Annotated in this window: 15 protein-coding genes and 1 pseudogene; 7 read left to right on the top strand and 9 right to left on the bottom strand. The window is 64.9% G+C overall.

Annotated features, from left to right (window positions below):
• Positions 1 to 57: 57 nt before the first annotated feature.
• The gene (gene chrA, locus BXE_RS12725) at positions 58 to 1,275 is read right to left on the bottom strand and encodes a chromate efflux transporter (protein ID WP_049782170.1); all 1,218 of its coding nucleotides are present in this window, start codon (positions 1,273 to 1,275) and stop codon (positions 58 to 60) included.
• Between the two features lie 252 nt (positions 1,276 to 1,527).
• On the opposite strand from chrA, the gene BXE_RS12720 reads away from it, so the two are divergent.
• From BXE_RS12720 to BXE_RS12710, 3 genes are read left to right on the top strand one after another with little or no spacing between them, the layout of a single operon-like run.
• On the top strand, positions 1,528 to 1,881 hold the full coding sequence (locus tag BXE_RS12720) for a hypothetical protein (RefSeq protein WP_011488706.1): 354 nt from the start codon (positions 1,528 to 1,530) through the stop codon (positions 1,879 to 1,881).
• Between the two features lie 40 nt (positions 1,882 to 1,921).
• Entirely contained in the window at positions 1,922 to 2,395 is a 474-nt protein-coding gene (locus tag BXE_RS12715; protein ID WP_011488705.1) for a universal stress protein, read from the top strand.
• A gap of 48 nt (positions 2,396 to 2,443) precedes the next feature.
• Positions 2,444 to 3,484 (top strand): zinc-dependent alcohol dehydrogenase family protein, encoded by a 1,041-nt coding sequence (locus BXE_RS12710; protein ID WP_011488704.1) that lies wholly within the window; start codon positions 2,444 to 2,446, stop codon positions 3,482 to 3,484.
• A gap of 179 nt (positions 3,485 to 3,663) precedes the next feature.
• Here BXE_RS12710 and BXE_RS12705 read toward each other — a convergent pair whose 3' ends face one another.
• From BXE_RS12705 to BXE_RS47220, 5 genes and pseudogenes are all read right to left on the bottom strand, one after another.
• Entirely contained in the window at positions 3,664 to 4,299 is a 636-nt protein-coding gene (locus BXE_RS12705; protein WP_011488703.1) for an acetate uptake transporter, read from the bottom strand.
• 118 nt (positions 4,300 to 4,417) lie between these two features.
• Positions 4,418 to 6,316 (bottom strand): acetate--CoA ligase, encoded by a 1,899-nt coding sequence (acs, locus tag BXE_RS12700; RefSeq protein WP_407668620.1) that lies wholly within the window; start codon positions 6,314 to 6,316, stop codon positions 4,418 to 4,420.
• Positions 6,317 to 6,612: 296 nt separating this feature from the next.
• Positions 6,613 to 7,299 carry a nitroreductase family protein gene (locus BXE_RS12695; RefSeq protein WP_011488701.1) on the bottom strand — a complete coding sequence of 229 codons (687 nt, stop codon included), beginning with the start codon at positions 7,297 to 7,299 and terminating at the stop codon, positions 6,613 to 6,615.
• A 39-nt stretch (positions 7,300 to 7,338) separates the two neighbouring features.
• Complete coding sequence (locus BXE_RS12690) at positions 7,339 to 8,370, bottom strand: Acg family FMN-binding oxidoreductase (RefSeq protein ID WP_011488700.1); 1,032 nt, start codon at positions 8,368 to 8,370, stop codon at positions 7,339 to 7,341.
• 69 nt (positions 8,371 to 8,439) lie between these two features.
• Positions 8,440 to 8,685, bottom strand: a pseudogene (locus BXE_RS47220) (hypothetical protein); the annotation flags it as partial.
• 273 nt (positions 8,686 to 8,958) lie between these two features.
• On the opposite strand from BXE_RS47220, the gene BXE_RS12680 reads away from it, so the two are divergent.
• Together BXE_RS12680 and BXE_RS12675 are read left to right on the top strand one after the other, a co-directional pair.
• A complete protein-coding gene (locus BXE_RS12680) occupies positions 8,959 to 9,276 on the top strand; it encodes a hypothetical protein (protein ID WP_233518780.1) in 318 nt (105 codons plus the stop codon).
• A gap of 13 nt (positions 9,277 to 9,289) precedes the next feature.
• Positions 9,290 to 10,135: a potassium channel family protein gene (locus BXE_RS12675; RefSeq protein ID WP_011488698.1), complete on the top strand. Its 846-nt coding sequence runs from the start codon at positions 9,290 to 9,292 to the stop codon at positions 10,133 to 10,135.
• On the opposite strand, the gene BXE_RS48180 is transcribed toward BXE_RS12675, so the two are convergent.
• A complete protein-coding gene (locus BXE_RS48180; protein ID WP_407668619.1) occupies positions 10,098 to 10,298 on the bottom strand; it encodes an ATP-binding protein in 201 nt (66 codons plus the stop codon). The genes BXE_RS12675 and BXE_RS48180 overlap by 38 nt on opposite strands.
• Before the next feature lie 59 nt (positions 10,299 to 10,357).
• On the opposite strand from BXE_RS48180, the gene BXE_RS46515 reads away from it, so the two are divergent.
• A complete protein-coding gene (locus BXE_RS46515) occupies positions 10,358 to 10,564 on the top strand; it encodes a hypothetical protein (RefSeq protein WP_158340950.1) in 207 nt (68 codons plus the stop codon).
• Here the strand turns inward: BXE_RS46515 and BXE_RS48175 are convergent.
• Positions 10,492 to 10,644, bottom strand: coding sequence for a PAS domain S-box protein (locus BXE_RS48175; protein WP_407668618.1), 153 nt, complete (start codon positions 10,642 to 10,644; stop codon positions 10,492 to 10,494). The genes BXE_RS46515 and BXE_RS48175 overlap by 73 nt on opposite strands.
• A 10-nt stretch (positions 10,645 to 10,654) precedes the next feature.
• Entirely contained in the window at positions 10,655 to 12,304 is a 1,650-nt protein-coding gene (locus BXE_RS12665) for a bifunctional aminoglycoside phosphotransferase/ATP-binding protein (RefSeq protein WP_011488697.1), read from the bottom strand.
• A gap of 307 nt (positions 12,305 to 12,611) precedes the next feature.
• Between BXE_RS12665 and BXE_RS12660 the strand changes: the two genes are divergently transcribed.
• Positions 12,612 to 13,040, top strand: coding sequence for an Hsp20/alpha crystallin family protein (locus BXE_RS12660; RefSeq protein WP_007181522.1), 429 nt, complete (start codon positions 12,612 to 12,614; stop codon positions 13,038 to 13,040).
• The last annotated feature ends 64 nt before the right edge of the window (positions 13,041 to 13,104 follow it).

Raw genomic sequence — 13,104 nt, 5'->3', positions numbered from 1 at the left:
TCGCCGGCGCGGCGCAAGGGCGCGACGCGCACATTCGGCAAGCGGACGAAGTCGCCTTTACACGACCGACCATGCGAGCGCGACCGTGATCAGCACGACCGCCCACGCCGGCACTCGCCACCAGCCGAGCAACACCTGTGCCGCGACGACCAGCGCGAAATCGCGCGCGGTATGCACGGCGCTCGTCCACACCGGGTCGTACAACGCGGCGAGCAGGATGCCGACCACGGCGGCGTTGATGCCCGCCATAGCGCGGCGCATCGACGCGAACGCGCGCAGCTTGCCCCAGAGCGGCAACGCCGCGCCGACCAGCAGGAACGAAGGCAGGAAGATCGCCACGGTGGCGAGCAGTGCGCCCGCGATGCCCGCGGGATGACCGCTGCTCGCGGCGCCGAGAAATGCGGCAAACGAAAACAGCGGGCCGGGCACTGCCTGCGCCGCGCCGTACCCTGCCATGAAAGTGTTCGCGGGAACCCAACCATGCGGCACGACCACCGCCTCCAGCAATGGCAACACCACATGGCCGCCGCCGAACACCAGCGAGCCGACCCGGTAGAACGACGCAAACAGCTCGAGCGGATAACTGTGAAGAGAGGCGGCTGCCGCGGGCAATCCGAACAGCAGCAGGACGAAGACCGCGAGACAGGCGAGCGCGCCGGCTCTGGATCCGGGCATGCCGGGCGGTGCGCCCGGCACCTCGGTCGACGAATTCAGCAGCGCAGCGCCGGCAAGCCCCGCGGCGACGATCGACGCGATCTGCCCGAAGGCTGCGCCGAACACGATCACGGCGATCGCGGAGGCCGCGGCGATCGTTGCGCGGGTGCGGTCGGGGCAGAGCATGCGCCCCATCGACCAGACCGCCTGGACGACCACCGCGACCGCCGCGATCTTCAGTCCCCGCAGAAGATGAAGCGAGTTCGCATCCGACAGAAGCGTGAAGCCATAAGCAAACGCGACGAGCAGCAGCACCGACGGCAGTGTGAAGCCGAGCCAGGCCGCGATCGCGCCGGCAACGCCGCCGCGCAGCCGGCCGATGGCGATGCCGACCTGGCTGCTGCCGGGACCCGGCAGAAACTGGCACAGCGCAACCACGTCGCTGAACGTGTGTTCGTCGAGCCAGCGGCGGCGTCTGACGAACTCGTCGCGAAAGTAGCCGAGATGGGCCGCCGGGCCGCCGAACGAAGTCAGGCCGAGGCTCAGAAAAATGCAGAAGAGTGCCCACGATGAGCTATGTGCCGGCAGGGCGAGGGGCGTCTCTGTATGCGCGTCGTGCATGGGAAAGGTCGTAATGGTCAAGCCGCGTCGGGCTCCAGAAAATAGCACACGCGGCCTGTCCAGCGGCCCGGCCATCTCGCGAACGCTACCGCGTCCAAACACACGGCCGCGCAGGCTGTGTGGGTCTGACACCCCGTTGATGCAGGTCAATCGCAAGGCGCCAATAGTGCCGATGATCTCTCAATAGGCTCGTTGCCCATGCGGCTTCGCTGCAGCAACGGTCGATAGCAGGACAGCACGCGCGGAGGCCGCATGGGAATTGATATGCAGATCGTCTACCTCGGATTTGCGGGATCCGCGCAAATCGAGTCCGAGGCCGCAGCACAGCTGGTGCGGCTCGAACGGTTCGGCAGAGCCATCTCCGGTTGCCACCTTGCTATCGAGGTGATTCATGCGCGGGCGTCGAAGGACCTGCCCGAGGCGCGCCGCGCCGTGCCGGATACCGCGCTGAATCGCACCGTGTTCGACGCGCGTCTCGACCTGGTGCTGCGCAGCGGTGAACTCGTGCCGCTCGAGCATCGCCAGGGTCCTGATCCTGACGACGTGATACGTGCGGCTTTCGACGCGGCCGAGCGGCTTCTTCAACAGGGCGTCACGCGCAACTGATGTCTAACGAACGTTCCAACGTTTTCTTCTGGAGTGAGTCATGTACGACAACATCGTGGTGGCCCTGGACGGCAGCGAAGCCTCGAAGTGCGCGCTTTCCGAAGCGATCCAGCTCGCGCGGCTCGCGCACGGCAAGTTGACGGCGGTTTACGTGCTGGATCAATCGGCGGCTTTTACGTATGCGGGCGCCTGCGATCCGCATCTGTTGACCGACGCCGCGCGGCAGGTCGGGCAAAGCCTGCTCGACGGCGCGCTCGCCCAGATGCGCGAACTCGACGTCACGGGCGAAGCGGAGATCGTGGAGACCCAGGGCATTGCCGAGGACATCGCCGGTGCGTTGATACGCTGTGTGCAACGCCGTGGCGCGGACCTGCTCGTGATGGGCACGCACGGACGCCGCGGTGTGCGGCGCATGGTGATCGGCAGCGTAGCCGAGCGCTGCGTGCGCCTTGCGACATGCCCGGTACTGCTGATCCGTGAAGAGGCGAAGACGGAGCATGACACCCCGGCCTGAGCGTGATGCCTGTCTCGCTGCGGCCTTGACTGACCAATGAGGTAATCCATGAAAGCACTCGTGTATCACGGTCCCGGAAAGAAGTCGCTCGACGAGCGGCCCATGCCGCAACTCGCCAGCGCCACCGACGCCATCGTCAAGGTGACGCGCACGACGATCTGCGGTACCGATCTTCACATTCTGAAGGGCGACGTGCCCACGTGCCAGCCCGGCCGCATTCTGGGTCACGAAGGAGTGGGCATCGTGCAGCAGGTCGGCGCCGCGGTCAGTTCGTTGAAAGAGGGCGATCACGTGCTGATCTCGTGCATCTCCGCATGCGGCAAGTGCGATTATTGCCGGCGCGGCATGTATTCGCACTGCACGACCGGCGGCTGGATTCTCGGCAACCGTATCGACGGCACGCAAGCCGAATATGTGCGCATTCCGCATGCGGAGACGAGTCTTTATCCGATTCCCGCCGGTGCCGACGAAGAAGCGCTGGTGATGCTGTCCGACATCCTGCCGACCGGCTTCGAATGCGGCGTCCTCAACGGCAAGGTGCAGCCGGGCAGCGCCGTGGCGATTGTCGGCGCCGGGCCGATCGGACTGGCTTCGCTGCTCACCGCGCAGTTCTATTCGCCGGCCCAGATCATCATGATCGATCGCGACGAGCGCCGGCTCGAAGTGGCGAGCCGTTTCGGCGCGACCGCGTGTATCGACAGCCGGGTGGCCGAACCGGTCGTGGAGGTGATGAAGCTTACCGGGCACGTCGGTGTGGATTGCGCGATCGAGGCCGTGGGCGTGCCCGACACCTTCGAGTTGTGCCAGGCGCTGGTTGCGCCCGGTGGTGTGATCGCCAATATCGGCGTGCATGGGGTGAAGGCGGATCTGCATCTGGAATCGCTGTGGGATCGCAACATTTCCATTACGACGCGCCTCGTCGATACCGTCAGTACACCGATGTTGCTGAAGACGGTGCAATCCGGCCGGATCGATCCGGCCAGACTCATCACCCATCATTTCCAGCTGGACGACGTGTTGAACGCCTACGATACCTTCGGCCGCGCGGCGGATTCGCATGCGTTGAAGGTGATCATCGAGATGTCGTGACGTAACAGCGGGCGGCGCCGCGTCGAGCGCCTGGCGGCGCGATGCAAACGCAGTAAAGCCCGCCGCAAAGCCCGCTAAATTCGTGTGCCGCAGCGCCGCCCAGGATGGCGAAACGCTGCGGCAATACAAGGGCGGCAATACAAAGGCGGCAACACGAGCGCCATCAGCAGCGAACCTCATCACGCATTGCGCAGCTTTTCCTCGATCGGCAGGCCAAGCGGCAACTCTTCCTGAATCGACAACGTCAGAGCAAGTCGTTCGCTCGCGACACCTGTAGGCAATACCACGTGCCCATGAGTCTCGTTGATGATTTCCGCGGCCGACAGATAGAACGCCAGTAGCGCGGTAAGCATTCCCAGGTAGCCGCCGGCGTGATGCAGCCATTCGAGTCCGGTCCATTCGCTCGCGGCGAGCACGAAGAACGTGATCCACAGCGAGAGAAACACCAGTTGCAGCACGCGTGCGGATCGCCATGTCGCCACCCACATATAGAGCGTGAACACGCCCCACAGAAACAGATACCAACCGATAAACGCGGCCGGCACCGTGCCGTGCAGAAACAGCACGAACAGCGCCAGCGACCACCAGAAGGCGCCGTAACTGAGGAAAGCGGTCGCGCCGAAGGTATTGCCGCGGGGAATTTCCATCAGTCCGGCGAGCGCCTGGGCGGTGCCGCCGTAAGCGAACGCGACGGCAAGCACCATCCCCATCGCGTTGCCGCTGAACCAGCCGGCGTTGATCATGCTGAGCAGCCACGTTGTCAGGGCGAAGCCGGCGAGGCCGAGTGAAGCGGGATTGGGAGCCTTGATGTTCATGATGACATCCTCCGTTCCATGCAGGAACGCTGAAAATTGGGTTGCGCGCGCACGTGCGGGTGCACGCGCGACATCGGATCGCGCCGGAAGAGATGCGCGATCCGTGCTCGCCTGCGTGTCAGGCGGCGTCGGCGAACTGTGAAATGACCGCGGGGTTTTCCACCGTCGACGTGTCCTGCACGATGACTTCCCCTTTGGCCACCGAGCGCAACAGCCGGCGCACCACCTTGCCGGAGCGCGTTTTCGGCATGGCGTCGCCGAAGCGGATGTCCTTCGGTTTGGCGATCGGGCCGATCTCCTTGCCGACCCACGCGCGCAGTTCGTCGGCCACGCGCTTTGCGTCGGCTCCGGACGGCCGCTCTGCCTTGAGCACCACGAACGCCACGATCGCCTCGCCGGCGGTTTCATCGGGACGCCCGACCACCGCGGCTTCGGCCACCAGCGGATGCGCGGCGAGCGCCGACTCGATTTCCATCGTCCCGAGCCGGTGGCCGGAAACGTTCAGCACGTCGTCGATACGGCCGGTGATGGTGAAGTAGCCGGTGTCGCGATCACGGATGGCGCCGTCGCCGGCGAGATACAGCTTGCCGCCGAGCTCTTCGGGGAAATACCCCTGCCGGAAGCGTTCCGGATTACCCCAGATGGTTCTGATCATGGAAGGCCAGGGCTTGCGAATGACCAGCACGCCACCGTTTCCGTTCGGCACTTCCTGACCGGTTTCGTCGACGATCGCCGCGTCGATGCCCGGCAACGGCAATGTGCACGAACCCGGCACGAGCGGAGTGACGCCCGGCAACGGAGAAATCATGTGTCCGCCCGTTTCCGTCTGCCAGAAAGTGTCGAGCACGGGACACCGTCCACCGCCGACATGCTGGGCATACCACGTCCAGGCGCTCGGATTGATCGGCTCGCCGACCGTGCCGAGCAGGCGCAGACTGCTCAGGTCGAAGCTGTCCGGATGCACCGAATGATCGGCGTCGGCGGACTTGATGAGCGAGCGGATGGCGGTCGGCGCCGTGTAGAAGATGCTGACCTTGTGGCGCTGGATCATGTCCCAGAAGCGTCCCGCGTTCGGATAGGTAGGCACGCCTTCGAAGATCACCTGCGTCGCGCCGACCGCGGTCGGCCCATAGCAGATATAGGTGTGACCCGTGATCCAGCCGATGTCCGCCGTGCACCAGAACACATCCGCCGGTTTGATGTCGAAGGTCCACTTCATCGTCACGGCAGCCCACAGCAGGTAACCGCCGGTGCTGTGCTGGACGCCTTTGGGCGTGCCCGTCGAGCCGGACGTGTAGAGCACGAACAACGGGTGCTCCGCACCGACCCACTCAGGCTCACAGGTGTCCGGCTGCGCCGCTTCGAGTTCGTGCAGCCATGTATCGCGGCCGGCAATCCACGGAATCTGGCCGCCCGTGCGCCGGTAGATGGCCACCGTCCTGATGCCGGCCGTGCCGGCCATTGCGAGCGCTTCGTCGACGATCGTTTTGAGCGGCAGGGTCTTGCCGCCGCGAACCTGCTCGTCCGCGGTAATGATCGCGCACGCGCCGATATCGACGATGCGCTCATGCAGCGACTTGGCGGAAAAGCCGCCGAACACCACCGAGTGCGGCGCGCCGATGCGTGCGCACGCGAGCATCGCGACTACGCCTTCCACGGACATCGGCATATAGATCGCCACGCGGTCGCCTTTCTTCACGCCGCGGGCACGCAGTGCATTGGCGAGCCGGCATACGCGGTGATACAGCGCCTGATAGGTGACATGCGTGACGTTGCCGTCGTCCGACTCGAACACGATCGCGGTTTTCTCCGCGAGCCCGTTGGCGAGATTGCGATCGAGGCAGTTGTACGAGGCGTTCAGTTCGCCGTCTTCGAACCAGCGATAGAACGGCGCGTCTGCGTCGTTCAGTACTTTCGTGAATGGGCGGCGCCACGTCAGGTGTTCGCGGGCAAGACGTGCCCAGAACGCTTCGTGATCCTGGCTCGCTTCGGCAACGAGGGCGCGATAAGCCTCCATGCCGTCGATGCTGGCGTCCCGGGCAAGCGGGATCTGCAACGCGGTGGAGTTGGGCGGGGCGGTATCGATGGTAGACATAGTCTCCTCCAATAAAACATGAAGGGGTGAAGCGCTTACAACGCTTCACCGATTAGGGAGGGCTCTTGTTGGCCATGAGTGCCGGCGCCTGAGCCTGGATTGCGGCGCGGACCGGACGACGCTGAATCAGCGTGTGTGTGCAATCACTATGACCGGGTGGCGGATAGCGCTATTGATGCACGTCAACCGGGAAGCGCGGCATCTTCCGTGGGCACACGTCAAGGCGCGTCACGCGTACCGGCGGGGTCGGATTGATCGAAGTGGCCGACGGTTTGCGCGAGAACCGGCAAGCTGCCGCGCGCGAGGTGCATCTCTGCGCCCAACGCGCTGCGATTGAGCCAGCTTCGGGCGGCGACCGCGAGGCCGGCGGCGGCGCAAAACAGGTACACGTTCTGCACGATTGCGCCGGCGCTGGCATACGCGAACGGTTCACGTTGCGACTGGGCGATGTCGTGCATGCGTGCAAGGTCCGCTACGTAGACCAGTTCGACCGGCGCCTCGCCGACGAAGTCCTGGTAGCCCGTCAGTCCGCGCAGATCGGCAGCGCTCACCAGTTCGAGGCAATGTTGCAACGGGTCGTAGCGATACATGCCGCAGGCCAGCGCCGCATAGACGTCGATCTCGTGCAAGGCGAGCACCGACGGCGCCGTGCGTCCGCTGCCGTCGTCGGGCTCGCTGCGGTTGACGCCGTTGGCCGCCCAGAGCAACTGGCCGAGGGTGGCCTCGTCGAGGTCGGTCGCGGCGAAGCGGCGTGTGGTTCGCCGTTTCGAGAGGGCGTCGAGCAGAGGCAGGCCGCCGCTCGACAGGGGCGCGGGCAGCGTGATATGCGATACCGACTCGCCGGTGGCCGGGCGCGCGCGGGCCGGATCGCGCGTCGCAGTACCGAGTCTGAAAAAGTGTTTCATCGCGGCCTCGTCGAACAGGCGTTGAGCGGGCGTCGCGCCTCAGGAAACAACCTCGGCAAGCGGCCGGCGCGGCGAATGAGGCGCCGGCTTGCCGCGGCCGACGCGTAACAGCAGTTGCGGCGTCGCGTCTATCGCCAGCACGGCGCCTAGCCGCTCACGAAGCCCGCTCAGCTCGATCGGCTGATTCAGATAGGACGCCGTGATCCCGGCATTCGCGGCGACCAGCAGCAGCCGCTCCAGTGCCTGGCCGGCCGCCAGCCAGGCGGCGGCATCGTCTGTCGGCGTCGCGAGGCAAATGAGCAGCGGCGAGCCCGCAGCCAGCGCATGATGCGCCGCCGCCAAGCCACCGCCCAGGTCGAAGGTTCGAATGACGGAGGTGAGTAGCGGCGCGGCCAGATCGAGCAGCACGCTCATGCCGGCGGACAGCGCGGGCATACCGTCCGCATGGCGTCGCGGATGAATCCAGCTGGCCAGTTCACGGCGAAAACGCGGGTCCTTGAACTGCACCCGATCGGCCTCGGCGATTAGTTCGGCAAGACTCTCGCGCATCGGCGCGTTCGAGATGCAGACCACATCCGCGCCTTCGGCTTCGGCGGCTTCTTCGAGCTGTTGCTGGATGAGCGAAGGCAGCGGTTCGTCCACGAAGATTTCGCGGGTGGTGACGCGGCGTGGAATCGCCGCGAAGAGCGGCGTGAGACTGGCGTCGCAATGTCCGTCAGGGACGATTCGCAAATGCGCCAGCACGTCGGGGTCGGCGGAAGACGGAAATGGCGTGATCGCGTAGGCAAGGCCGAAGTGGCTCAGCGCCACGCGCAGATTGAGCAGCGCCGCACCGCAACTCATGATCAGTTCGCGGTCGAATGGATCGACCACCGGCAGCGCGCGCAACCGGTCGGCGCATAACGTCACGCTGTCGCCATCCAGAATGAAGTGCCAGGGCTGCGTATTATGGTTCGACGGTGCGAGCACTGCGTAGCGCAGCGCGAATTTCAGTTTCTCTTCAACGCCGGCGGTGCGGTCAAGCTGATATTCGTCGACAGCCCAGGCGGCTGTCTGCGGCAGTGCGCTCATGTGATGATCCCCTGCACGATTTCATAACGCCACTGTGTCAGGCATGCACCGTACGCGGATTGATCTGGATCATTCCGCATTGAACGGGCCACGGTGACTTTTATCCGCCGGGCTGCTCGCCTGCAACGACGCACGCAGGCACGCTGTGTGCGGTGGTTGCATTCGCGACGGCGACACACGGATCCCCGCCCACATTGCCCACCAAGCCGGCAATTCGACGGCATCGAGATAGATCGGCACTTCGCAGCGCCAGTGATACGTTTCCTCGATGTGGCGGCGCATCGCATCGGCGGCGGCCGGCATGCGTGCGTGCGTCTCACACGTTAGACGATGATCCAGGTCAAATCCCAACAGGCGTCCTGCCCATACTTTTGTAAACGGGCGAGTTTGCAAAAGACGGGCCGATGGTTTGCAACGGCGCATCGCGCCGCTGAACGGGAAAATGGACAGGCTGATATGAAGAACGGGCGGCTGGCAGCCTTTGCGCTGCTGATGATCATCCTTGCTGGCTGCAGTACCGAAGAATCGCGTATGGCGGCACGCCGCGACACCGAGGTCGCGCTCGAAACGGCGCGCGAGCAGGCGCACGTGGACTGTTCTTCTCCCGCCGCTTGCGAGCTGCTGTGGAGCCGCACCAGACTGTACGTGGCGCAACGCTCCGCGACGCCGATCCGGCGTGCGGACGACACGGCGATCGAAACGGCCGAGCCGCATACCTTCGGCACCGTCTATGTGTGGGCGACGCGAACGAGCGGCGCGGGCGGTATATCGACCATCCAGGTCAAGGGAATGTGCCGGGGTATGTACCGCGCGGACGGCAATCCCGGCTGGCTGTATGGAACGTGTGCCAGACAGATTCGCTCGGTCGAAACGGAATTCCGCTCGTTCATCGGCGCGGCGTCATGACGACGGTGGCGACATGAAGGAGAGTTGGCGCGTTGCGGGTCTCGCCGGGGTCGACGTTCACGACGACGCGCGGGCCATGCGGGCATGGCGCTGGATGCAGTGGGTGCTGTTCGCTCTCAGCCTGCTTGCAATTCCCGCGTTCTATTTCGAACTGGCCGCTGCGTCCCGGTTTCATCTGGCCGGCCGTGCGCTTTATGCGTCCATGTCCGCGGGATTCACGATGGTCCTTGGCCGGATCGCCTTTCTCAGCCGCAAGCCCGAACGGTTCATCACACGCAACGCTTACGATGTCCTGATCGCAGCGGGCTCGGCGATCAGCGTGGCGTGGGGCGCGTTGCCGTGGTCGCCGCTCGAATGGCTGTTGCGCGTTGTCTTCGTGGGGCTGGTGGCGGCGCGCATCGTCGTGTCGTTGCGAAGCTTTTTCTCCCCGGGCCGCCTGGGGTTGCTGCTGGTGATAGCCGTGTTGCTGCTCGCTTCAGCGGGGGCGGGGTTTTACTGGCTCGAACCGGGCGTGCATACGTACGCGGAAGGCGTCTGGCTCGCATTCGAGAGCAGCGCGACAGTCGGCTACGGAGACATGGCGCCGACCACGCCCGCATCACGCGTTTTCGCCGCCTTCGTGGTGTTGCTCGGCTACGGCTTGTTGTCGCTGGTCTTCGCCAGCATTGCCGCGACGTTCGTCGAGCAGGAAGAGCGGATCTTGCGGCGGGAAATGCATCGCGACATCAAGGCACTGCGCGACGAGATTGCCGCGTTGCGGCAAGACGTACAGGCGGCGGCAGGCGGCGAAGCACGCGTTGCTGCCGCTTCAGCCGGGCCGGTCAAACCGGCGGCGTCTCATCCGGGCGAATCGCACTGAGCGGAATCGTGGCGGTGATCCTGAAGCCGTTGCCTGGGGTGCTGTCGATCGTCAGGGTGCCGCGCAACTGACGCACGCGTTCGCGCATGCCGAGCAGGCCGAACGAGCCGCGTCTGCCGGTGTCTTCGAGTACGGTTCCGCGGCCGTTGTTGTCGATATGGATCGAGCAGGTCTTCGCATTGCAAGAAATCCGGACGACCGCTTCACTTGCCTTGCCTGCGCATGCCGGGCCACGTTCGTCAGCGCTTCCTGCACGATGCGGAAGAGCGCGGAGGACGCCAAAGGCGTGAAGCCCGCGTCGTCGGTATCGATGCGCAGTCTGGCGGCCACGTTAAAGCGCTGCGTGAAGTCGTCCGTCAGCCACTCCAGCGCCGCGGCGAGGCCGAGATCATCCAGCAATGGCGGGCGATGATTTCGTCGGGTGTGTAGCCCTTGATCTTGCGTGCGCCGTTGTTCCAGCTCGTTACGCGGCCCTGCTGATCGAACTCGCGTTGGAGCTTGCCTGACAGATGCCTCGCGCTAGCCGCTCGCCACCTCCGGCGGCGCTGCCGCTTCCGGCTCGCAAAGCCGCCGCAGCAGTTTTCGCCAGTAGTCCAGACGGCCGAAATCGGCGAGCGGCACTTCCGTATCGAAGCTCACCGTTCGCTGCATTTCTTCCGCGGAGAGCGGTTCCTCGTTCGCCAGTTGCCGGATCAGCACGAGCGGGCCGGCGTCCGATTCCGTATGGGAAGCGGCGGCGCGCGCCTGCACGCGCTGTTCGAGTTGACGTACCCGCGCATGGAAATCGAGCAGAAAAACCGGCACGCCGTGCGAGCGTGCGAGCGCGGCGAAGCGGGCGCGATGCGCGCTCTTGAGAAAGGTCGCGTCGACCAGCGCAGGGTAGCCGGCCAGCAGCACCTGTTGCGCCAATTGCAGCAGCAGATCGTAATGCCGGTCGATCGAGTCGTGCGTGTAGGCTTCGGCCGGCAGCGGACGGGAATCGATAGGCGCGAAGGGGCGGCCGCGCTTGCGCTCGATATCGCTCGACAGACGCACGGCGCCGACCAGGCTCACCAGCGCTTCGCTCGCCACTGACTTGCCCGATCCGGAGTAGCCGTGGCATAGCAGCAAGTACGGCCGCTGCGGCGCGATCATGCGCTCGACCAGATTCAGGTACGGCATGGCGCGCGCGAGGCCCTCATCAGGCGGCTGATCGCGTGTTTTCAACACTGCCACGAGGGCGCGCACCAATGCGCGGTAGACCATGTAGTAACGCAGCACCGGCAGCGCCGCAAAATCGCCTGTACGTTGCAGCCAGCCGTTCAACAGGCGCGCCGCGAGATCTTGCCGGCCACACGCGTGCAGATCCATCAACGGAAAGCTCAGGTCGCTGGCGATGTCGATCCAGCGCAAGGCGTCGTCGAATTCGATGCAGTCGAACATGAGCACGCGCTTGCCGCACCGAACGATGTTATCGAGGTGCAGGTCGCCGTGGCTCTCGCGCACAAAGCCGCCTGCGTGACGCGCGGCGAAGTGCCCGGCAAGGCGTTGGCCTTCGCTCCCGCACCAGGCGGAAATCCGGGCAGGCAGGCGCGCTCCGGTTTCACGGCGGAGTGCTTCCACCACGGTCTGCATCTGTTCCTGAACAAACGCTGCGGAGCCGAAGACCGCGCGAGGCGGCGTGCGTGAGGAACGGCGGTGGAACGCCGCAAGTTGTCCGGCGAGGGCGTCCATTTCCGCGAAACCGAGTTCGCCGCGCGCCTGCAATGCCTTGAAAATTTCCTGCTCGTCGAAGCGTCGCATCAGGACGGCGTGCTCGGCGACCTCGCCCGTTGTCGCGACACGGTACGAGCCCCCGCGGCGCGTAATCGATACGACGCCGCGATAAATCTCACGGGCGAGCCGGCGGTTCAGCCGGAACTCGTCGGCGCACGCGCGTTCGCGCGCGCGTGCCTGCGTGAAGTCCACGAAACCGGGATTGACGCGCTTCTTCAGCTTGTACGCATACCGGCCGGCCAGGTACACGACCGAGATGTGCGTTTCGATGCGGCGAATGCGGCCCGCGGGGTGACGATATGTCGACGGCCTCTGCATCGCGCGGTCGAGCGCGCGCCAGCCTCGCTGCGCCAGCCGTTCGCGTTGCCGTCTGTGAACTGGACGCTGATGTGCCGGTGAAAAGTGAGCAGGCATGGAACTCTCCGTCGGGCATCAAGGGTTCTTTCAGAATAGATGCGGACCATCGCGGCGACTTGACCGACATCATGCTTGCGGACGTCCTGGGCTGCGATGTGCGCCACTTGACACACGTCAATGGATGCTTTGCAGGCGCGCCTAAAGTTAGCGGTACAGCATGTTCGCCGCGACAGCGAAAGCCGCGCGTGTGAGCAGGCTGGGGTGCACCGCTCCCGGCTGCGGGTTCAGCGTGAAACGGGCCGGTATGAGGCGTGCGACGCGATCTGGTATCCACGATGTCATTGAATGAATCAGGAGCAGGACGATGAGCAACTTGACCCGATTTGATCCCTTTCCCCTCGAACCCATGTCGGAACTTTTTCAGGGCCTGTTCCGGCCGCTGCGCGGCGCAGGCGGCGAAGCGCCGCTTGCCGACATCAAGGTCGACGTGACGGAGAGCGATAGCGCGTACACGGTGAAGGCTGAACTGCCGGGCGTCGACAAGAAGGATATCGACGTAAAAATCGACGGCAACCTTGTTTCGATCAGCGCGAAAGTCGAACGGAATCAGGAAATGAAGGAAGGCGAACGGGTGATTCGCCGCGAGCGTTACGCGGGTGCCGTGAGCCGTGCCTTTTCATTGGCGAGCGAAGTCGACGAGAGCGCGGCGGCGGCGGAGTACAAGGACGGCGTACTCTCGCTCACCTTGCCGAAAAAGGCGGCCTCCGAACGCAAGCGCCTGCAGATCAACTGATCCGTGGCCGCGCGGAACACGAGTGGCTTCGTGGGCCGCGCGCCGCCGCCAGCCGTATGCCAAC

This window comes from Paraburkholderia xenovorans LB400, assembly GCF_000013645.1.
GTDB classification, from domain to species: Bacteria; Pseudomonadota; Gammaproteobacteria; order Burkholderiales; family Burkholderiaceae; genus Paraburkholderia; species Paraburkholderia xenovorans.
The sequence above is the reverse complement of the archived record's forward strand: the minus strand, read 5'-3'. Positions and strand labels throughout refer to the sequence as shown.